The following is a 19,370-nucleotide window of genomic DNA, read 5'->3' as shown; positions in this document are numbered from 1 at the left end:
GCATTACCGTGAGACACGAGGACCTCCTTGGGTCAGAGCGAAGTGGTAGCAGCTCCACTCTGCCGAGGAGGTCCTCGTCACATCACGAAACCCAGATCAAACAACGTCCCTGGGCACTACAGCTAGCTAGCCTTCGGTCGCCTGCGCGCGCTCCAGCACCAGCTCGCGCACGCGGGCGGCATCCGCGGATCCGCCCATCGCCTTCATGACGGCGCCGATCACGGCTCCCGCGGCCTGCACCTTGCCGTCGCGGATCTTCTCGAGCACGTCGGGCTGCTGCGCGAGGGCCGCATCGATCGCGGCGATCAGCGCGCCGTCATCCGAGACCACTTTGAGTCCGCGCTTCGCGACGACCTCGCCGGGGGTGCCCTCGCCGGCGATGACGCCCTCGATCACCTGGCGGGCGAGGCGGTCGGTGAGGTCGCCGCTCTCGACGAGCGTGACGATCTCGGCCACGTCATCCGGAGAGATCAGGGCCGTCGGCTCGGCGTCGGCGGCGTTGGCGAGGCGGGCGATCTCGCCGGTCCACCACTTGCGCGCGGCCTGCGGCGACGCACCCGCGGCCACGGTGTCGGCGATCTCGACGAGCAGGTTGGAGTTCACGACATCCTGGAACTCCAGATCGGTGAAGCCCCACTCCTCGCGCAGCCGGCGACGGCGGCCGGCGGGAGCCTCGGGCAGCGCCTCCTTGAGACGGGCGATCAGCTCGGGCTTCGGCTCGATCGGCAGCAGGTCTGGCTCGGGGAAGTAGCGGTAGTCGTCGGCGTCGCTCTTGACGCGTCCCGGGGATGTCGTGCCCGTGTCCTCGTGCCAGTGGCGGGTCTCTTGGGTGATGGTTCCCCCATCCGCGAGGATCTGCGCCTGACGCTGGATCTCGTACCGCACCGCGCGCTCAACGCTGCGCAGGGAGTTGACGTTCTTGGTCTCGGTGCGGGTGCCGAGCTTGGCGGGCGGCTCGCCGGGGGCGGTGCGCGGGCGCAGGGACACGTTCGCGTCGCAGCGCAGGTTGCCGCGCTCCATGCGCGCCTCGCTGATGTCGAGCGCGCGCACGATGTCGCGGATCGTCGACACGTAGGCCTTCGCCACCTCGGGGGCGCGGTGCTCGGCGCCCATGATCATCTTGGTGACGATCTCGACCAGCGGGACTCCGGCGCGGTTGTAGTCCACCAGCGAGTACTCGGCACCCTGGATGCGGCCGGTTGCGCCTCCGACGTGGGTGAGCTTGCCGGCATCCTCCTCCATGTGCGCGCGCTCGATCGGAACGGTGAAGAAGCTGCCGTCGCTGAGCTCGACCTCGACGCTGCCCTCCCCGGCGATCGGCTCGTCGAACTGGCTGATCTGGTAGTCCTTGGCGAGGTCGGGGTAGAAGTAGTTCTTGCGCGCGAAGCGGCTGCTGGGAGCGATCTCACAGCCCAGGGCGAGGCCGAGCGAGATCGCGTATTCGACGGCCTTGGCGTTGACGACCGGGAGTGCGCCGGGCAGGCCGAGGTCGACCGGGGTGATCTGGGTGTTGGGCCCCACGCTCTGGTCGGCGTGCTTGGCCGCCGGGTTGGGGGCGTCTGAGAACATCTTCGTCGCGGTGCTGAGCTCGACGTGCACCTCGAAGCCGAGCACCGGCTCGAAGAGTTCGAGCGCTTTGTCGTAGTCCATGAGAGCGGGCTTGGCCATACGTCGATTCTACGGATGGCGCGGGGGCCCCGCCTCGCCCCGTCTGCCTCGTCCCGTCTGCCTCGTCTCGTCTGCCTCGTCCCGTCCGCGCTCCTCCCGTCTGCCTCGTCCCGTCCGCGCTCCTCCCGTCCGCGCTGCTCTCGTCCGCCTCCTCCCGTCCGCCTCGTCCCGTCCGCGCTCCTCTCGTCCTCTCCTCCACAGGCTGAACTTTGACGAGTTATCAAATTCACTAGAACATATCTTCGATTCTTGAGACAATCGATGCATGCCATTCCCCACCGCGTTCGCGAAGCTGGCCGACCCCTCGGCCTCCTTCGCGGTGCCCCCGGTGGCCGTGCTCGACGACCGCGAGCTGCTCGACGTTCAGCGTTCCCTCGCCGAGATCCGCCGACGCGTCGATGCGTCGTCGGCGGCCGTGGCGGCCGAGATCGCCCACCGATCGCGCCGCGAACTCGGCAGCGAAGGCCTTGCGCAGCGGCACGGTGCACGCACTCCCGAACTGCTCGTGCAGCACGTCACCGGGGCGAGCGCGCGTGAGGCGCACACGATGGTGCGGGTCGGAATGATCCTGGTCGAGTCGGCACTGGCCGAGCCGACACCACTCGACGCCGTCGGCTCAGCCGTCGCCGACGGTCGCCTGACCCTGGATGCCGCCGACGTCATCCGCGCCGGGCTCGGCTCGGTCGACGCGTCGGTTCCGACGGAGTCGATCGCCGCGGCAGCCGAGATCCTCGTGCACGACGCGACGGCCTTGACAGTCGAGAAGCTGGCCGCGCGCGCCCGTGAATGCGGCGCGGAGCTCGACGAGCAGCACGTTCAAGACCGCGAGCGGGCCTTGCGCGACGCGCGCTACCTCCGCCTCACGCCGGTCGGCGACGGGATGACGCGGCTCTCCGGCCTCCTCGACCCAGAATCGGCGGCGATCGTGGTGTCCGCCTATGACGCGGCCACCTCACCGCGCCGTGGAGGGCCCCGCTTCGTCGACCCCGACGAGATCGCCCGCGCCGAACGACTCGCTCGCGACGAGCGCACCACCGAACAGATCGCCGTGGACTCCTTCGTCGAGCTGATCCGCATCGGCTCAACCGCAGCGCCCGAGGTGGTCGGCGCCCAGCGCCCCGCCGTGCGCGTACTGGTGACTGATCACGACCTCGCCCGGCGCGCAGGCCACGTCATCATCGAGGGCCAGACCGCGCCATTGAGCATCGCCACCGCCGAGCGCGAGATCTGCGATCGCGGCACCGTCCCGATCCACTTCGACAGCGCCGGCCAGGTCGTCAACGTCGGCCGCGAGCAGCGGCGATTCACCCCGCGGCAGCGCATCGGGTTGGCGGCCCGAGACGGTGGATGCCGGTTCCCCGACTGCGATCGCCCACCCTCGTGGACCGAGGCCCACCACATCAACGAGTGGGTCCGAGATCAGGGCCGGACCGACATCGCCGACGGCATCCTCCTCTGTCGGCACCATCACCTGCTGATCCACGACAACGGATGGCGTGTCACGCGCGAGCTCGCCGACTACCACCTCGTGCCGCCACGATCCCTCGACCCGTCGCAGACCCCGATCCTCGCCCCGCCCAAGACGGGCCTCGTGCGTCGGCTGCTCATCGACTCGGTGTCCTAGTGTCGGCGCCTACCTGGTCACCGGACCATCTCCCTGAGCGCAGCCGGCGCCCCCTAGGCGCGCTCGAGCGGCCGGTTCACGGGGTAGCGCGGCGGCAGGCCACGCAAGACCCGCGCCGCCTCGGCGAGCACCTTGGCGAGAGTCTCATCCCAAGACTCCTCGCTCCAGTGCGCGGCGTGAGGCGTGAGGATCACCGAGTCCAGCTCCCGCAGCGCACTCCCCGGCTCGAGCGGCTCATGCGCGAACGCGTCGAGACCGGCCCCGAAGAGATGACCGCTGCGGAGGGCATCCACGAGGGCCTCCTCGTCGATCAACCCGCCGCGCGAGACGTTCACGAGGACCGCCCCCTCCTTCATCGCCGACAGGGCCGCCCGGTCGATGACATTACGTGTGGAATCGATCAACGGAACGTGAAGCGACAGCACGTCGCTCCGAGCGAGCAGCTCGCCCTGGGGCACCAACTCCGCCCCCACCGAAGAGGCATCCGCGGAGGTGATCATCGGATCGAAGCAGATCACCGAGTAGCCGATCGCCTTCGCCATCACCGCGACCCGGCGACCGATTCGGCCAAGACCCAGCAACCCGAACACCTGGGTGTCGGGGCGGTGCACACCCGGAGCGAACGACGAGGCCCAGCCACGATGCCTCACGCCATCATCCAGCGCCGGCAACCGACGCGACACGGCGAGCGCGAGGGCGATCGCGTGAACAGCGACCTCGCGGAAGTTGGCGTCGGGCACGTTGGTCACCCAGATGCCATGCTCGGTGGCCGACTCCACATCCACGGTGTCGACGCCGATGCCGAAACGGGTGATCGAGCGGCAGCGCAGCATGTTCTCGATCACGGCGCGGGTGATGTGTTCCACAAGCACGATCACCGCATCCGCGTCGCGCGTGCCCTCGAGCAGAGCCTGCCCATCGTTGCCGTCGACCGTCACGAAGTCGACGCCCAGCCCATCGAAGACCGCCAGGTCGGCGGCGCCAACCGGAATCAGGGTGCTCGTCAGGACGACCTTCATCGAGCCACCGTCCCCGACGTGGCAGACGACGGCGAGGTCGACGGCGAGGTCGACGTCGACGGCGTCGGCGTTGGCGATGGCGTCGGCGTCGGCGATGGCGATGGCGTCGACGTCATCGATGGCGATAGGGCGGATGCCCTCCCCGACAGGACCGGCGTCGTCGCCAACAAGGGCGCCAGTTCGTCCCACGTCGCCTGCGCCCCCGATATCACCGATGAGATGTCCATGCCGGCGAAGATCAGGGTGGCCCCGAGTGTCAGATAGTCGGCCACATCCTGAACTCCGAAGGCGAAAGCGCCCTTCGCGACACCGTGACGTTCCGCCGCCGCGAAGATGTCGGCCACGGCAGCCCGGTGCTGAGCCGACCCGACGGTCGTGCCGAGAGAGGTCGCCAGATCGAATGGTCCGATCACCACGGCATCGATGCCGGGCACCGCAAGGATCTCCTCGGCCGCGGCATGGCCCGCCGCCGTCTCGATCTGGATGGCGATCAGGATCTCGGCGTTGGCCGCGGCGACATACCCCGCCATTTCGGCACCGTACGCCTGCCCCCTCCCGGGACCGGCGCCCCGGCGCCCCTCGGGCGCATAGCGCGCACGTTCCACCACCTCCGCTGCCTGCGCCGCCGTCTCGATGCGAGGCACGACGAGTCCCGCCGCGCCCAGGTCGAGCACGCGCGCGATGTACGACCCGACCTCGGGCACGCGGACGAGCGCGGCCATCGGCGCAAGATCCGCCGCTCGAAGCAGATGCTCCAAGCCGTCGATCGAGAGCGGCGTGTGCTCCGCGTCGATGAGGATCGCGGCGAACGGAGATGCCCCGAGCGCCTCGACGACCATCGCCGAGGGGATCGCGACCGTGGTCCCGATCACCGCGCCCTCATGAACGCGTGAACGAAGGTGGTGGAACGGCATGCTTCACTTCCTGTCAGTCGCCTGCGCGGATGCGCAGGTGGTTGGTGCGAATGCCCGGCTGGCCTCGCCTCCCGGGCTGCCGAGTACTACGAGCGCGCCCGCACCCCCTGCAGCGCAGGAGTCTCATCGATCTCGGACTGCGACACGAAGGGGCGTCCGAGCACGAGCCCGATCAGGCTCAGTACCTGAGACACCACGATCAAGGCCACGACGAGCCACGGTTGCCCGCCCAGCGCCGCCACCAGGGCGGTCGCGATCAACGGCGCCGGTCCGGCGATCAATGCTCCCTGCAGCTCACGCGACGAGAACAGGCCGGCCGAACGATAGTCCGCCTTGAACAGGGCGGGCATGAGCACCGTGTGGGCAGCCGATCCGGCACTCCAGGCGAACGCGAAGATCAGAGCGCTCGCCACGATGATGACCGGGAAGTTCCCCGTCCCCAACAGCAGGAAGTACGGATAGGCGAACACGATTCCGCCGACGATGCCGATGTACATGACCTTCTTGGCACCGATCCGGTCAGCAAGACGACCGAAGAGGAGGCAGACCAGCGCCCCGACCACGAGCATGACCAGGGTCACCGTCAGAGTCTGCGGACGCTGCAGGCCGATCTGATTGGTCAGGTACGAGATACCGAACGAGAGGGCCACGAAGCCCGTCACGTTGAGCCCCGACGGCAACAGGAACCCGGCGATCCAGTTGCGGGGGCTGGCTTTGATCGCCCGCCCGACGGCGACGAGCGGGTTACGACGAGCGGGCGCCACGAGACCGTTCTTCCGGTCCTCCTGCACCTGCTCGAACTCGGGCGACTCCGGCATGACGCGACGCAGCAGCAGCCCGATGACGGTCAGGACCGCGCTCAGCAGGAACGGGATGCGCCATCCCCACGAACTGAACGCATCGGCACTGACACTCGCGCTGATGATGGTGAACAGCACGGTGGACAGGATGCTGCCCGCCAGCCCTGCGGACATCGCGAACGCCGAGAAGTAGCCCTTGCGCGAGCGCATCGCGCTCTCGTTGAGGATCGTGATCGCGCCCGCCAACTCGGCACCGGCGCCGAAGCCCTGCGTGATGCGCAGAACGACCAGCAGCGCGGGAGCCCAGACGCCGATCACCGCGAACGGTGGCAGCAGCCCGATGAGAGTCGTCGAGATGCCGATCAGCACGATCGACAGGATGAGCACGGGGCGACGACCCCAGCGGTCGGCGAGAGCGCCGAGCACGATGCCGCCGATCGGACGCGCTGCGAAGCCCACGGCGAAGGTGGCGAAGGTCGCCAGCAGCCCCACCGCACCGGTGGCCTGCGGAAAGTACAACGGGGCGATCACCAGACCGGCGACGATGCCGTAGAGGCCATAGTCGTACCACTCGATCACGGTGCCGAACCCGGCGGCGACGGTGGTGCGCACCGACAGCTTGCGGGGTGGGCTGGGGGGAGGCACGTCTGTGGGCTGTCCGGCCGAGTGGCCTTCTGCCGTGATCGGCGGTGTCGCGGGGGTGGTCGAGGACACGCGAGCTCCTTTGCTCAGAGATGTCTGTCCACACATCGTGGACCTGTTGGGCAGGACGCTATCAGCGTGCACTGCATTCTGTCTACTGTCGACAATCTTCAGTCGGCTACGATCGAGGGATGGCTATGACTAAGGGATGGCTATGACATCGGCGAGCGGGTTCGAGCCGATCCGTGCCGCGTCGCTCGTCGATCAGGCTCATCGGCAGATCCGCAGCCAGATCCTGAACGGGGAGCTTCGGCCCGGCGACCCCCTGCGCGACTCGGTTCTCGCCGAGCAGATGGGCATCAGCCGCTCCCCCGTGCGTGAGGCGCTGCGTCTGCTCGAGCAGTCCGGGCTGGTCGAGAAGACCACCAACCGCTCCTACCGGATCTCGGGGCTCGCCGTCGCGGACGTCCCGGAGCTGGCCGCCCTCCGCGCCGCTGACGAAGTGCTTGCGGTGCGCATGATCGTCAAGAACTCCAGCCCCCTCGACACCCTGGACGACGCCATCGAGCGCCTCCGGCAGGCCGGCGATGACGTGGAGCTCGCTGCCGCCGACGCCGCCTTCCACGCCGCGGTGGTCGACTTGGCGGGGATGCCGCGGCTGAGCTCGCGATTCGGCGACCTCACCGACCAGATCCGTCTGGTGCTGATCGCGGGCGGATTCGAGCACGACTTCGCCGACGGGCAGCTGGCTCAGAACCACGTAACCCTGCGGGATGCCCTGAGCGACGCCATCGCCACCGGTCAGGTCGACGAGGTCGTCCGGCTCTGGGAGGAACACGTGCTGAGCGGCATGAGCGTGCCCGGGTTGCTGACGGTCGCGCCACGCCGCCCCGAGGCTCCGGTTCAGAAGTAGAGCCGCCCGCTCACCTCACGCGCCGCGTGGCCGATACCCCGCGTCGGGCCCAGCGCGTCAGCCCAACGCATCAGCCCAACGCATCAGCCCAACGTGTCAGCCCAACGCCTCAGCCCAGCGTCGGCGCCTGTGTCAGCAAGGGACCGCCCCACTGCGCGACCAGCAGCTGCTCGAGCGCCGCACCCACGGTGTAGAGCCGGGCGTCCTCACGGGCCGGCGCCATGAACTGGATGCCGACCGGCAAGCCGTCCTCCGGAGCCAGACCGGCCGGCAACGAGATCCCCGGCACCCCGGCCAGGTTCGCCGGGATCGTCGTCAGGTCGTTCAGGTACATCGCCAGCGGATCGTCGATCTTCTCGCCCAGCTTGAACGCCGTGGTCGGCGCCGAGGGTGTCGCGAGCACATCGGCCGTCGAGAAGGCGCGCGCGAAGTCCTGCTGGATCAGCGTCCGCACCTTCTGCGCACTGCCGTAGTAGGCGTCGTAGTAACCGGCCGACAACGCATAGGTGCCCAGGATGACCCGACGCTTCACCTCGTCGCCGAACCCGGCCTCGCGGGTCGCCGCCATCACCTGCTCGACCGTGCCACCGGGCAGCCCGGTCTTCGGGTCGATCGGCGTCACGCGCATCCCGAACCGCACCGAGTCGAACTTGGCAAGGTTGCTCGACGCCTCCGCCGGCAGGATCAGGTAGTAGGCCGCGATCGCGTACTCGAAGCTCGGCGCACTGACCTCGACGATCTCGGCACCCTGCGCCTCGAGCAGCGCGAGTGACTCGCGGAACCGCTGCAGCACGCCGGGCTGGAAGCCCTGGCCCTCCTGCGAGAGCTCACGCACCACGCCGATCTTGAGCCCGCGAACGGAACCGTCGCGCTGACCGAGCCGCGCCGCCTCGGCGAACGAGGGCCAGGCATCCGGGATGCTGGTGGAGTCGCGCGGGTCGTGCCCGCCGATCACGTCGTGCAGCAGCCCGGCGTCGAGCACGGTGCGCGTCACGGGTCCGACCTGGTCGAGCGACGACGCCAGCGCGATCGCTCCGTAGCGCGACACCCCACCGTAGGTGGGCTTGACGCCGACCGAGCCGGTCACGGCGGCCGGCTGGCGGATGCTGCCGCCGGTGTCCGAGCCGAGCGCGAGCGGCGCCTCGAACGCCGACACCGCGGCGGCCGAGCCTCCACCGGAGCCGCCGGGGATCCGGCTCAGATCCCAGGGGTTGTGCGTGTTGCCGTACGCGGAGTGCTCGGTCGACGAGCCCATCGCGAACTCGTCCATGTTGGTCTTGCCGAGCGGGACCAGGCCGGCCGCGCGCATCCGGGCGACGACCGTCGCGTCGTAGGGCGGAATCCAGCCTTCGAGGATGCGCGACCCTGCGGTCGAGGGCATGTCGATCGTGCAGAGCACGTCCTTGATCGCGACGGGCACACCGGCCAACGGCGAGAGGGCGGCGGCGTCATCGCCTCCGGCTGCACGGACCGCGTCGATCTGCGCGGCGGTCGAGAGCGCACCGACGTTGAGGTGCAGGAACGCGTGGATGTCGCCGTCGACGGCGGCGATGCGGTCCAGGTGCGCTTGGGTGGCTTCGACGCTCGAGACCTCGCGCGTCGCGAGCTTCGCCGCGAGTTCTGCAGCGGAGAGCTGGATGAGCTCGGTTGACCCGCTCACTGCTCCTCCCCCAGGATCGCCGAGACCTTGAAGCGGTCGCCGTCGCGTTCCGGGGCACCCGAGAGCGCCTGCTCGGGCGTCAGTGTGACTCCCGGGACGTCGGGACGGGTCACCGTGCCGAGCGGGATCGGGTGGCTGGTGGCCACGACGTCGGGCGTCGCCACCTCGCTGACCTTCGCGACCGAGTCGACGATGTGACCCAGCTCGCCGGTGAGCCGTGCGATCTCGTCGTCGCTGAGCGCGATGCGGGCGAGGCTCGCGAGATGGGTCACGACCTCGGGCGTGATCTCGGACATGGCGGAGGCTCCGAACGTGAGGAGGGCGTTCCCGGCGCGGTGCTGCGGCGGAACGGTGGGGCGATGGCTGGTGCCGCCCGGCTGAGGCCGCTCGGCGCTTTCCAGTCTAGGAGAGCGCACGTCGACCCAGCAGCCCGCCCTCCATCCCGGGCTCAAGTGCGAACCGCGTCAGACGCTGGGCCCCGAGGAGACGACAGCCCGCCCCTTGCCGATCGACAGCGCCGACTTGCCGTCCTGACCGAGCACGAGGTCGCCTCGACCGATCCCGATCAGCACCATGTTGCGCAGCGACTCGGTGCCGGTCACGAAGTAGTCGTTGTGCCCGAGAGCATCACGCATCGATTTGCCGGTCAGCGGGTCGGTCGCCCCGTCGACCCCGAAGCGGTGCGCCCCGAACGACGACGACAGCGGCTGGCTGCCGAAGATCCCGGTCTGGGGCACCGGGTCGGTCTGTGCCGCACCGACCCAGACGTTTCCGCCGGTGACCTTGAGCTGGCTGACCGAACGCGCCGGGCTTCCGGGCGAACCGACGATCGCGAGAGCGTCGACCGTGACGTCATCCTCCTCGAGCGAGAGCATGGCTGCGGTCGTGCCGTAGGAGTGCGCCAGGATCGCGACATAGGGCTGCGCGCCGGGCTTGCCGTCGACGACCCGGGCGGCGCGCTCGGCACGCAGGCCCTCGATCGACGCGGTCAGCGACTGCTGCCCCTCGCGCGCGAGTTGCATCGAGGCCACGTTGACGATGTTCGGGGTGTGATACCCGATCCAGGCGAAGGTGGCCACGGTCGGCAGCTTGTCGGACGCCACCCCGGGGTTGAGCCGCTTGATCCAGGCCTGCTGCTCGGTTGCGATGTTGTCGGAGCTGTCGGCGAACGCGACGATCTGGGTATCGACGTCCGAGAACATCCCGGGGATCAGGTAGTCGACGTAGTCCGCGGTCGAGGCGTTGCCGATCACGATGACGGCCCGGCCCTCCCCCGTCGGGTCGAGGCTCACCAGCTCACGCCGGTTGCCGGAGCTGCCGACGTCGAGCGCCTTCCGCACCTGGCCGAGCATGTGCAGTCGCTTGGTCAGCTCGTCGCTCGCGGCCCGGCCCACCCCCGCTTTCAACTGCTGGCGGATGTCGTGCTCGGCGGTCGACAGGTTGACCCGGTTGGCCATGTCGCGCGCCGAGTACGGAAAGCCCTCGAGCCCGCCGACCAGCTCGGGCGCCCCCGACAGCATGGCGGCGTGCTGTGCCGCCGAGGTCTGCGTCCACAGCGCGGCGACCTTGCTCGCGGAGGGAGGCGTTTGGAGGAGACCCGCGATGACATCCGCGTGCTTCGAGACGAACGCGTTGAGCTGGGGGGCGCTCAGCAGGGTCAACTGGTCGAGCAGTTGAATGCCCCGCAGCTTCGGCAGCTGCTCAAGGGAGACGGCCGCCGTCACCGGCTGCGGTCCGATGAACGGGTCGGGCGGGGTGGCGGCCGAGGAGTCCCGGGACACGCTGTCGAGGGCGGCCATCCAGGCCGTCTGCTCGGGCGACATCGTGGCGGGCGTCACGATGCTGGTCTGCCACGACGCAGACACGCTGAAGGCCTCGTCGACGGTGCCCTGTGTCGACGAGGTGGAGAGAATTGCCGTGACGTCCACCAGCAAATCGGGTTGTCTCCTAGCCCAGCGTGCCCCCGAACCTCTCCCAGACGAAGCTCAGTGCTGCACGAACGCATTCTAAGGTCGTTATGCGCCCCAAATGGGGGACTTAATGAGTTGGAAACTCAAAATGGCACTGTTTTAACTCAATTGTCACCCGAAAGGGGGACAACGTAACGCCTTCGAGGGTAGACCTGGCGTGTCGGCAGCCCCGTCATCAGGGCCTTCGCCGGCATCCAGGTGTACCCCTGATCCGCCACGCTCGGCTGCGGGACCTCGACGGCGGCGCTGCCCGATACGCAGGATGCGACCGGCGCGGGGGTATTCGTACCCCGCGCGGGGTACAGGGCGGTCGCCTGTCCCGAATGGCTCCCGAGACGCCCCCGAATGGATGCCGACCGGACGCCGAACAGACCCCTGAGCGCGACATCGAGCGCGATGTCGATCGCGATATCGAGCGCGATGTCGATCGCGACGTCGATCGCGACGCAGCACCGGCACCGAGCCGACCGCCGCCGAGGCTCCGATCAGTCGCCGAGCGCCGCCGGTCCGCCCTCGAGCAGGGCCGCGAACTGCGCCGCGTCGATGATCCGCACACCGAGCTCCTCGGCCTTGGCCAGCTTCGACCCGGCACCCGGCCCGGCCGCGACATAGTCGGTCTTCTTGCTGACGCTGGATGCCGCCTTGCCCCCCGCGCGGATGATCGCCTCGAGCGCCCCCTCGCGCGTGAAGCCCTCGAGCGACCCCGTCGCCACCACCGTCAGCCCGGCGAGCGGCCCCTCGGCGCTGCCCGCGTTGCCCGGCCCCGGGTGCCCCGGAATCGACCACGGCACCCCCGCCGCCGCCCACCGCTCGACGATCTCGCGATGCCAGTCCACCTCGAACCAATCGAGCACGGCATCCGCGATGATGCCTCCGACCCCGTCGACCGCCGCCAGTTCGTCGCGGGTGGCCGAACGGATCGCGCCGAGCGACCCGAAGTAACCCGCAAGCGCCCGCGCCGCGACCGGCCCGACGTGCCGGATGCTCAGGGCGACCAGGAACCGCCACAGCTCCTTCTGCTTCGAGGCCTCGATGTTGGCGATCACCTCGTGCGCGGTCTTCGAGGGGACGTAGTCGGCATCCCCCGCGAAGTCCGCGCCCGACAGGCTCGGGTCGAACGCCGGGTCGGCCGCCGCCCCCGTCTTCTTGCGCTGGCGCTTGAACGGGGTGTCGACCTTCACGCGCAGCACCACCCCGTCGCGCGTGGTGAAGGGGCGCCCGGGCTCGTCGTCGTCGACCTGCTTGACCAGGCCCGTCTCGTGATCGCGCACGACCACCTCGATCGGGAAGATGTCCTCCAGCCGCAGCTCGAACAGACCCGCCTCGGTCGGCAGCGGCGGGGTCGGAGGATACAGCGGCTGGGTCAGGGCCGCCGCTGCGACCTCGCCGATCGCCTCGATGTCGAGCGCGCCGCGGCCGGCGATGTGCTCGACCCGGCCGCGCACCTGGGCCGGGCAGGCCCGGGCGTTCGGGCAGCGCAGGTCGACGTCGCCCTCTTTGGCGGGGGCCAGCAGCGTTCCGCACTCGGGACAGCGGGTGGGCATCACGAACTCGCGTTCCGTGCCGTCACGCAGTTCGACCACCGGGCCGAGCACCTCGGGGATCACGTCTCCGGCCTTGCGCAGCACCACGGTGTCGCCGATCAGCACCCCCTTGGCCTTCACGACGTCCTGGTTGTGCAGCGTGGCCTGCCGCACCTCGCTGCCCGCGACCCGCACCTTCTCCATCACGGCGAAGGGGGTGGCCCGGCCGGTGCGGCCGATCGAGACGACGATGTCGAGCAGCTTGGTGTTGACCTGCTCGGGCGGGTACTTGTAGGCGATCGCCCAGCGCGGCGCCCGGCTGGTGGCGCCCAGCTCTTCGTGCAGGGCCAGCTCGTCGACCTTGACCACGATGCCGTCGATCTCGTGCGAGACCGGGTCGTCGGCGGTCCCGTCGCGGTGGGCTCCGTAGTACTCGATGAACTCGGCGGCGGCCTCGGCGGTCGGCACGACCCGGTAGTACGGGCTGGTCGGCAGACCCCAGCTGCTCAGCAGCTCGTAGGTGGCCGACTGGCTCGCGATCGGCTGTCCGGCGTCGTCGCGCGGATCGGGCCAGGCGCCGATGCCGTGCACCAGCAGCTGCAGGCGACGGATGCGGTCGTGCATGCGCGCCAGCGCGTCGGCGCTCTTGCCCTCTTCTTTCTGACGCAGCGATCCGGATGCCGCGTTCCGCGCGTTCGCGAACAGCCGATCCCCCGCGGCCGCCTGTGCGGCGTTGAGCTCGTCGAAGGCCTTCACGGGGAAGAACACCTCACCCCGCACCTCGACCAGCGGCGGCGGCGTGGGCGTGGCCAACCGGGCCGGGATCGCCGCGATCAGCCGCACGTTCTCGGTGACGTCTTCGCCGACGACCCCGTCGCCGCGGGTCGCCGCGCTCACCAGCACGCCGTTCTCGTAGCGCAGGTTGAGGGCGAGCCCGTCGATCTTGAGCTCGCACAGGTAGTCGACGCGGCGGCCGGCGTCGCGCTCGACCTTCGCGGCCCACGCCAGGAACTCCTCGCGGCTGAAGACGTTGTCGAGGCTCAGCATCCGCTCGGCGTGCCGCACGGGGGCGAAGAGCGTCGTCTCGGCGCGGCCACCGACCGTCTGGGTGGGGCTGTCCTGGCTCTGCAGCTCGGGGAACAGGCGCTCGAGCTCTTCGAGCCGGCGCATCATGCGGTCGTATTCGTCGTCGCTGACCAGCAGGGCGTCGCGCTCGTAGTACGCCTCGCGCAGCTCGAGGATGCGCGAGGTCAGCGAGTCGGCCTCGACCTTGGCGGCGGCGAGCGCCGAGCCGGTGGTCTCGGGGACCTGTTCGATGGGGTCCGCTGCCTTGCTCCCGCGCGCCATGTGGTCGAGTTTACGGTCGACCCCCGACGCGGGATCGGCCACGATGAGGGGATGACCGTTTCGCAGGAGCAGTTGGACGCGCTCTGGGATTTCACCGATCCGATCGCGAGCGAAGCGGCCTTCCGGGGCGCGATCTCGGCCATCGGCTCGGGGTCGGACGACGACGAGACCGCGCGCGCCGTGCTCGGCACCCAGCTCGCCCGGGCGCTGGGCTTGCAGGGGCGCTTCGACGAGGCGGATCGCGTGCTGGAGGACGTCGACGCGCCCGTTCCGGCGATCCGCGCCCGGGTCGCGCTGGAGCGCGGGCGACTGCGCAACTCGGCAGGGCATCCCGACGAGGCCGTGGCGTTCTTCGAGAACGCGGCCGCGATCGCCGAGGCCGCCGGGTCGCAACCCTGGGCGGGATTCGTGCGGGTGGATGCCCTGCACATGCTCGGCATCGCCGATGCCGCGCGGTCGGAGCGCCACACCGCGGCGGCCCTCGCCGTGCTCGACGCGGATCCCGCGCCCGACCGCCGCACGCAGCGCTGGCGGGTCTCGCTGCACAACAACCGCGGGTGGGCGCTGTTCGGCGACGGGGAACTGACCGCGGCCCTGCAGGAGTTCGAGCAGGCCCTGCGCGACGCCGAGGAGTTCGGCACCGAGGAGCAGCAGGGCTGGGCTCGGGAGGCGATCGAGGAGTGCGAGGAGGCGATCGACGCGGCCGCCGACGGGGCGGACTAGCGGGGTGGTTGGCGCGGTGGTTGGCGCGACGCTCGGCGCGACGTGCCCGGGACCGGTCGGCTAGGTGCGGGCCGGCACGGCGGAGACCGTGCGATCGATCGTGCACTGGCCGAGCACGCGGGTACCCACGTAGAGGACCGCCGTCTGGCCGGGGGCGACGCCGAGCAGCGCGGCGTCGAGCGAGATGACGAGTTCGCCGGCCACCAGCGAGGCGGTCGCCGCGACCGGATCGGCGTGGGCGCGCACCTGCACCTCGCAGGCGAACGGGGTGGCGGCGGCGTCCGCGATGCCCGACGCGACCGGGTCGAGACCCGCCCAGCTGTACCGCGATCCGGCCAGCTCGGTCACCGCGAGCGCCTCGCGCGGCCCCACGACGACCTCGTTGCTCACCGGGCGCACCTCGAGCACGAAGCGCGGCTGCCCATCGTCCGTCGGGAAGCCGATGTTGAGCCCCTTGCGCTGCCCGACCGTGAAGGCGGCCGCTCCGGCGTGGGTGCCGAGGCGGCGCCCGTCGCGGTCGACGATCGGGCCGTCGACGGCACCGACCCGGCCGGCCAGGAAGCCGCGGGTGTCGCCATCCGGGATGAAGCAGATGTCGTGGCTGTCGGGCTTCTGCGCGACCGTCAGCCCGCGGGCCGCTGCCTCGGCTCTCACCTCGGCCTTCGACGGGGTGGCCCCGAGCGGGAACATGGCATGCGCGAGCTGCTCGCCGGTCAGCACACCCAGCACGTAGCTCTGGTCTTTGGCCCAGTCGGCGGCGCGGTGCAGCTCACGGTGCTCGGCGCCGTCGCGGCCCGTCACCGTGACGATGTCGGCGTAGTGGCCGGTCGCGACCGCGTCGAAGCCGAGGGCGAGCGCCTTCTCGAGCAGGGCGGCGAACTTGATGCGCTCGTTGCAGCGCATGCAGGGGTTGGGCGTGCGGCCGGCGGCGTACTCGGCGACGAAGTCGTCCATCACGTCGGCCTTGAAGCGCTCGCTGAAGTCCCAGACGTAGAACGGGATGCCGAGCCGGGTCGCGGCGCGGCGCGCGTCCATCGAATCCTCGATCGTGCAGCAGCCACGGGCTCCGGTGCGCAGCGTGCCCGGGTTGCGGTTCAGGGCGAGGTGCACCCCGACGACGTCGTGGCCGGCGTCGACCGCGCGCGCGGCGGCTACGGCGCTGTCGACGCCGCCGCTCATCGCCGCAAGTACCCGCATGGGTTCCAGGGTACGCGAGGCGCGTCGGGCGAGGTCGGGCGACGTCGGGTGCGGGCGCCGCCGCCCCTACTGGCGCCCGAGCGTCGGCGAACGCCCGGCGAGCCCCGCGCCGCGCGCCTGCTCGACGACCCCCGGCAGCACCGCGAGCAGCGCATCGACCTCGGCGGCCGTGGTCTCGGGGCCGAGGGTGAAGCGCAGGGCGCCGCGGGCATCCGCCTCGCTCACCCCCATCGCGAGCAGCACGTGCGAGGCCTCGGGCACTCCCGCCTGGCAGGCCGAGCCGGTCGAGACCGAGAAGCCGGCGACGTCGAGCAGGAACAGCAGCGAGTCGCCCTCGCACCCGGCGAAGGTGAAGTGCGCGTTGCCCGGCAGCCGGCCGGCCGGGTCGGGGTCGCCGCGCAGCACGGCGCCGTCGACCGAGGCCCGGATGCCGTCCACCAGCCGGTCGCGCAGCTCGGCCAGGTGGGCGGCATGCTCGACCAGGCACGCGGTCGCCAGCTCGGCCGCGACGCCGAACGCCGAGGCGCCGGCGGCATCCTGCGTTCCGGAGCGGGCGCGCTGCTGGTTGCCGCCGTGCACCAGCGGCTCGATGCTCGCCGAGCGCGCGAGCAGCAGGGCACCGACTCCGACCGGTCCACCGATCTTGTGCGCCGAGACGCTCAGCGCGGCCGCCCCGACGGCGTGGAAGTCGATCGGCAGTTGCCCGTATGCGGCGATGGCGTCCAGATGCACGGGAACCCCGTAGCGCGCGGCGGCGGCGACGATCTCGGCGACGGGCTGGATGGTCCCCACCTCGTTGTTGGCCCACAGCGCGGTGACCAGCGCGACGTCGTCGCCGCCCACCGCGAGGGCCGCTTCGAGGGCGTCGAGTCGGATGCGGCCGAGCTCGTCGACCTCGATCCAATCGAGCACCGCGCCCTCCCGTGCCGCGAGCCACTCCACCGAGTCGATCGTGGCGTGGTGCTCGGCGAGCGGGACCAGGATGCGCCGACGCGGGGCACGGGCCCAGAACAGCCCCTTGATCCCCAGGTTCACCGACTCGGTGCCCCCGGCGGTCAGCACGACCTCGACTCCGTCGGCTCCGAGCGAGGCCGCGACCCGGTCGCGCCCCTGTTCGAGCAGCTCCTGGGCGGCCTGCCCCTGCCCGTGGATCGACGAGGGGTTGCCGACCAGGGGCAGGGCCGCGGTGTAGGCGGCCACCACCTCGGGACGCATCGGCGAGGTCGCCGCGTGATCCAGATAGATCGCCACGCTCGCCTCCCGAAATATTGCCGTCACGTGCAGGACCTAACCTAGAGCGCATGGCCCCCGCTGACCCGCTGAGGAACCTCGGGGTGCACCTCTCGAGCCGCGGCGGCGAGCTGCGGGTCTGGAGCGCGAGCGCGACCGCGATCGATCTCTGCATCTTCGACGGCCGCGACCCCAACTGGGTCTCGAAGACCGTCCCGCTCAGCAAGGACGCGTACGACGTCTGGAGCGCGACCACGCGGTCGCTGTCACCCGGCACCTACTACGCGATCCGCGCCAAGGGGCCCACCGGTCCGATGCACGCCTTCGAACCCGGCCGCAACCTGCTCGACCCCTACGCGCGGGGCCTGGCCCGCACGCCCGACGGCGAGTGGCGCGGCTACGTGCAGGACGGCTGGTTCGACTGGGGCGGAGTCGGCAAGCCGGGCATCCCGCTCGACCACACCGTGATCTACGAGGCGCACGTCAAGGGGCTCACCAAGCTCAACCCCGAGGTGCCCGAAGAGCTGCGCGGAACCTACGCCGGCCTCGCCCACGAGTCGACCATCGCGTACCTGAAAGACCTCGGCGTCACGACGATCGAGCTGCTGCCGATCCATCAGGCGGTCAGCGAGCAGCGCCTGCAGAAAATGGGGCTCGTCAACTATTGGGGCTACAACACGCTCAACTTCTTCACCCCGCACGCCGGCTACGCGAGCCGGGCCGCCCAGTTCGGCGGAACGGGCGCCGTGCTGCGCGAGTTCAAGGGCATGGTGCGGCTGCTGCACGAGGCGGGCCTCGAGGTCGTGCTCGACGTGGTCTACAACCACACCGCCGAGGAGGGCCGCGGCGGCCCGACCAGCTCGCTGCGCGGCCTCGACGACGCGCACTACTACCGTCATCTGCCGGACGGCAGCTACCTCGACACGACCGGATGCGGCAACACGATCGACTACTCGCTGCCCGCCGCCCAGCGCCTCGTGCTCGACTCGCTGCGCTACTGGGCGAACGAGGTGCAGGTCGACGGCTTCCGCTTCGACCTGGCCGCCACGCTGGCGAGGGATGCCGGGGCCGAGTTCGATCCGCAGCATCCGCTCATCACGGCGATCGCCGCCGACCCGCAGCTCGAGGGCGTCAAACTCATCGCCGAGCCCTGGGACGTGGGGATGGGGGGCTGGCAGGTCGGCAACTTCCCGCAGCCCTGGTCGGAGTGGAACGACGGCTATCGCGACCGGATGCGCAACTTCTGGCTCCGCGACATCGCGGCCGCCCGCGACACCGGCCTGCCCAGCGAGGGGATCGGCTCGCTGGCACGCCGCCTGGCCGGATCGAACCACGTCTTCTCACTCGAGCGCGGCCCGCTCGCGAGCGTCAACTTCATCACGGCGCACGACGGGTTCACGGCCGCCGACCTCGTGTCGTACGACCGCAAGCACAACATCGGCAACGGCGAGAACAACCACGACGGCTCCAACGACAACAAGTCGTTCAACCACGGCGTGGAGGGTGACACCCCGAATGCGGTCGTGCTCGCGACGCGGCGCAAGGCCGTGCGCAACCTGCTCGGCACCCTGCTGCTGAGCGCCGGCATCCCGATGCTGACGGCGGGCGACGAGTTCGGCCGCACCCAGCGCGGCAACAACAACGCGTACTGCCACGACGACGAGCTGAGCTGGCTCAGCTGGGAGCGCGAGCCCTGGCAGGGCGAGCTGGCGGCGGTCGTGCGTCAGCTGATCCGGCTGCGCCGCGAGAATCCCGCCCTGCGCCCGGTCCGCTACGGGCGCTTCGGCGAGACGACGCCCAGCGCGAGCCAGATGGACTGGTACAACAAGCAGGGCCTGTCGATGTCGCAGGAGGACTGGGACTCCCCCGCCGAGCGCACCCTGCAGTTCCTGGCGGCCTCGACCCCCGAGTTCGAGGAGTTCAACCGCATCCTGCTCGTGGTGCACGGGCTCGAGACGACCGTCACCGTGACCCTTCCGGAGCACGAGGGCGTCTCGGGATACACCCTGCTCTGGGACTCCGCGCACGACGACCTGCACGGCGTCGAGACGGAGCACGTGCCGAGCGAGGACCTCGAGGTCGGGCCGACCTCGATGCGGCTGTTCCGCGCCCACTAGGCGCGGCGCGTTCGGCACGGTCG

14 protein-coding genes are annotated in these 19,370 nt (G+C 70.4%); 4 read left to right on the top strand and 10 right to left on the bottom strand.

From position 1 onward, the window contains the following. Positions 1–126: 126 nt before the first annotated feature. The gene (gatB, locus tag ACFPJ4_RS15405) at positions 127–1,668 is read right to left on the bottom strand and encodes an Asp-tRNA(Asn)/Glu-tRNA(Gln) amidotransferase subunit GatB (RefSeq protein WP_386741376.1); all 1,542 of its coding nucleotides are present in this window, start codon (positions 1,666–1,668) and stop codon (positions 127–129) included. 265 nt (positions 1,669–1,933) lie between these two features. On the opposite strand from gatB, the gene ACFPJ4_RS15400 reads away from it, so the two are divergent. After that, complete coding sequence (locus tag ACFPJ4_RS15400; protein ID WP_386741375.1) at positions 1,934–3,292, top strand: HNH endonuclease signature motif containing protein; 1,359 nt, start codon at positions 1,934–1,936, stop codon at positions 3,290–3,292. 53 nt (positions 3,293–3,345) lie between these two features. Here ACFPJ4_RS15400 and ACFPJ4_RS15395 read toward each other — a convergent pair whose 3' ends face one another. The 3 genes from ACFPJ4_RS15395 to ACFPJ4_RS15385 all read right to left on the bottom strand — a co-directional run bounded on the left by ACFPJ4_RS15395 (position 3,346) and on the right by ACFPJ4_RS15385 (position 6,739). After that, a complete protein-coding gene (locus tag ACFPJ4_RS15395; protein WP_386741378.1) occupies positions 3,346–4,311 on the bottom strand; it encodes a C-terminal binding protein in 966 nt (321 codons plus the stop codon). Then, positions 4,308–5,183, bottom strand: coding sequence for an HpcH/HpaI aldolase family protein (locus ACFPJ4_RS15390; protein WP_386741374.1), 876 nt, complete (start codon positions 5,181–5,183; stop codon positions 4,308–4,310). The genes ACFPJ4_RS15395 and ACFPJ4_RS15390 overlap by 4 nt, the downstream gene beginning before the upstream one ends. 128 nt (positions 5,184–5,311) lie before the next feature. Next, a complete protein-coding gene (locus ACFPJ4_RS15385; RefSeq protein ID WP_386741372.1) occupies positions 5,312–6,739 on the bottom strand; it encodes an MFS transporter in 1,428 nt (475 codons plus the stop codon). Positions 6,740–6,881: 142 nt separating this feature from the next. Between ACFPJ4_RS15385 and ACFPJ4_RS15380 the strand changes: the two genes are divergently transcribed. Next, complete coding sequence (locus tag ACFPJ4_RS15380) at positions 6,882–7,580, top strand: GntR family transcriptional regulator (protein WP_386741370.1); 699 nt, start codon at positions 6,882–6,884, stop codon at positions 7,578–7,580. Positions 7,581–7,689: 109 nt separating this feature from the next. On the opposite strand, the gene gatA is transcribed toward ACFPJ4_RS15380, so the two are convergent. The 4 genes from gatA to ligA all read right to left on the bottom strand — a co-directional run bounded on the left by gatA (position 7,690) and on the right by ligA (position 14,080). Beyond that, positions 7,690–9,240 (bottom strand): Asp-tRNA(Asn)/Glu-tRNA(Gln) amidotransferase subunit GatA, encoded by a 1,551-nt coding sequence (gene gatA / locus ACFPJ4_RS15375; RefSeq protein ID WP_386741369.1) that lies wholly within the window; start codon positions 9,238–9,240, stop codon positions 7,690–7,692. Next, positions 9,237–9,536 carry an Asp-tRNA(Asn)/Glu-tRNA(Gln) amidotransferase subunit GatC gene (gene gatC / locus ACFPJ4_RS15370; RefSeq protein WP_386741367.1) on the bottom strand — a complete coding sequence of 100 codons (300 nt, stop codon included), beginning with the start codon at positions 9,534–9,536 and terminating at the stop codon, positions 9,237–9,239. The genes gatA and gatC overlap by 4 nt, the downstream gene beginning before the upstream one ends. Positions 9,537–9,704: 168 nt before the next feature. Continuing rightward, complete coding sequence (locus ACFPJ4_RS15365) at positions 9,705–11,168, bottom strand: alpha/beta hydrolase (protein ID WP_386741366.1); 1,464 nt, start codon at positions 11,166–11,168, stop codon at positions 9,705–9,707. A gap of 527 nt (positions 11,169–11,695) precedes the next feature. After that, positions 11,696–14,080, bottom strand: coding sequence for an NAD-dependent DNA ligase LigA (gene ligA / locus ACFPJ4_RS15360; RefSeq protein WP_386741365.1), 2,385 nt, complete (start codon positions 14,078–14,080; stop codon positions 11,696–11,698). Positions 14,081–14,131: 51 nt separating this feature from the next. Here ligA and ACFPJ4_RS15355 point away from each other — a divergent pair, with 51 nt between their 5' ends. Next, positions 14,132–14,803: a hypothetical protein gene (locus ACFPJ4_RS15355; RefSeq protein ID WP_386741364.1), complete on the top strand. Its 672-nt coding sequence runs from the start codon at positions 14,132–14,134 to the stop codon at positions 14,801–14,803. Positions 14,804–14,863: 60 nt separating this feature from the next. Here the strand turns inward: ACFPJ4_RS15355 and mnmA are convergent, their stop codons facing one another. Together mnmA and ACFPJ4_RS15345 are read right to left on the bottom strand one after the other, a co-directional pair. Further along, positions 14,864–16,000 (bottom strand): tRNA 2-thiouridine(34) synthase MnmA, encoded by a 1,137-nt coding sequence (mnmA, locus tag ACFPJ4_RS15350; protein WP_386741363.1) that lies wholly within the window; start codon positions 15,998–16,000, stop codon positions 14,864–14,866. Between the two features lie 66 nt (positions 16,001–16,066). After that, positions 16,067–17,251, bottom strand: a complete 1,185-nt coding sequence (locus ACFPJ4_RS15345; protein ID WP_386741362.1) for a cysteine desulfurase family protein — start codon at positions 17,249–17,251, stop codon at positions 16,067–16,069. 50 nt (positions 17,252–17,301) lie between these two features. Between ACFPJ4_RS15345 and glgX the strand changes: the two genes are divergently transcribed. Next, on the top strand, positions 17,302–19,347 hold the full coding sequence (glgX, locus tag ACFPJ4_RS15340) for a glycogen debranching protein GlgX (RefSeq protein ID WP_386741361.1): 2,046 nt from the start codon (positions 17,302–17,304) through the stop codon (positions 19,345–19,347). The last annotated feature ends 23 nt before the right edge of the window (positions 19,348–19,370 follow it).

Source organism: Lysinimonas soli, from assembly GCF_042655435.1.
GTDB classification, from domain to species: domain Bacteria; phylum Actinomycetota; class Actinomycetes; order Actinomycetales; family Microbacteriaceae; genus Lysinimonas; species Lysinimonas soli.
The sequence above is the reverse complement of the archived record's forward strand: the minus strand, read 5'-3'. Positions and strand labels throughout refer to the sequence as shown.

What these genes read in the sequence shown, in the direction of transcription:
- glgX (WP_386741361.1), top strand. Translation starts at nt 17,302, where the DNA reads ATGGCCCCCGCTGACCCGCTGAGGAACCTCGGGGTGCACCTCTCGAGC.
- mnmA (WP_386741363.1), bottom strand. Translation starts at nt 16,000, where the DNA reads ATGCGGGTACTTGCGGCGATGAGCGGCGGCGTCGACAGCGCCGTAGCC.
- ACFPJ4_RS15395 (WP_386741378.1), bottom strand. Translation starts at nt 4,311, where the DNA reads ATGAAGGTCGTCCTGACGAGCACCCTGATTCCGGTTGGCGCCGCCGAC.
- ACFPJ4_RS15400 (WP_386741375.1), top strand. Translation starts at nt 1,934, where the DNA reads ATGCCATTCCCCACCGCGTTCGCGAAGCTGGCCGACCCCTCGGCCTCC.
- gatC (WP_386741367.1), bottom strand. Translation starts at nt 9,536, where the DNA reads ATGTCCGAGATCACGCCCGAGGTCGTGACCCATCTCGCGAGCCTCGCC.
- ACFPJ4_RS15355 (WP_386741364.1), top strand. Translation starts at nt 14,132, where the DNA reads ATGACCGTTTCGCAGGAGCAGTTGGACGCGCTCTGGGATTTCACCGAT.
- gatB (WP_386741376.1), bottom strand. Translation starts at nt 1,668, where the DNA reads ATGGCCAAGCCCGCTCTCATGGACTACGACAAAGCGCTCGAACTCTTC.
- ligA (WP_386741365.1), bottom strand. Translation starts at nt 14,080, where the DNA reads ATGGCGCGCGGGAGCAAGGCAGCGGACCCCATCGAACAGGTCCCCGAG.
- ACFPJ4_RS15380 (WP_386741370.1), top strand. Translation starts at nt 6,882, where the DNA reads ATGACATCGGCGAGCGGGTTCGAGCCGATCCGTGCCGCGTCGCTCGTC.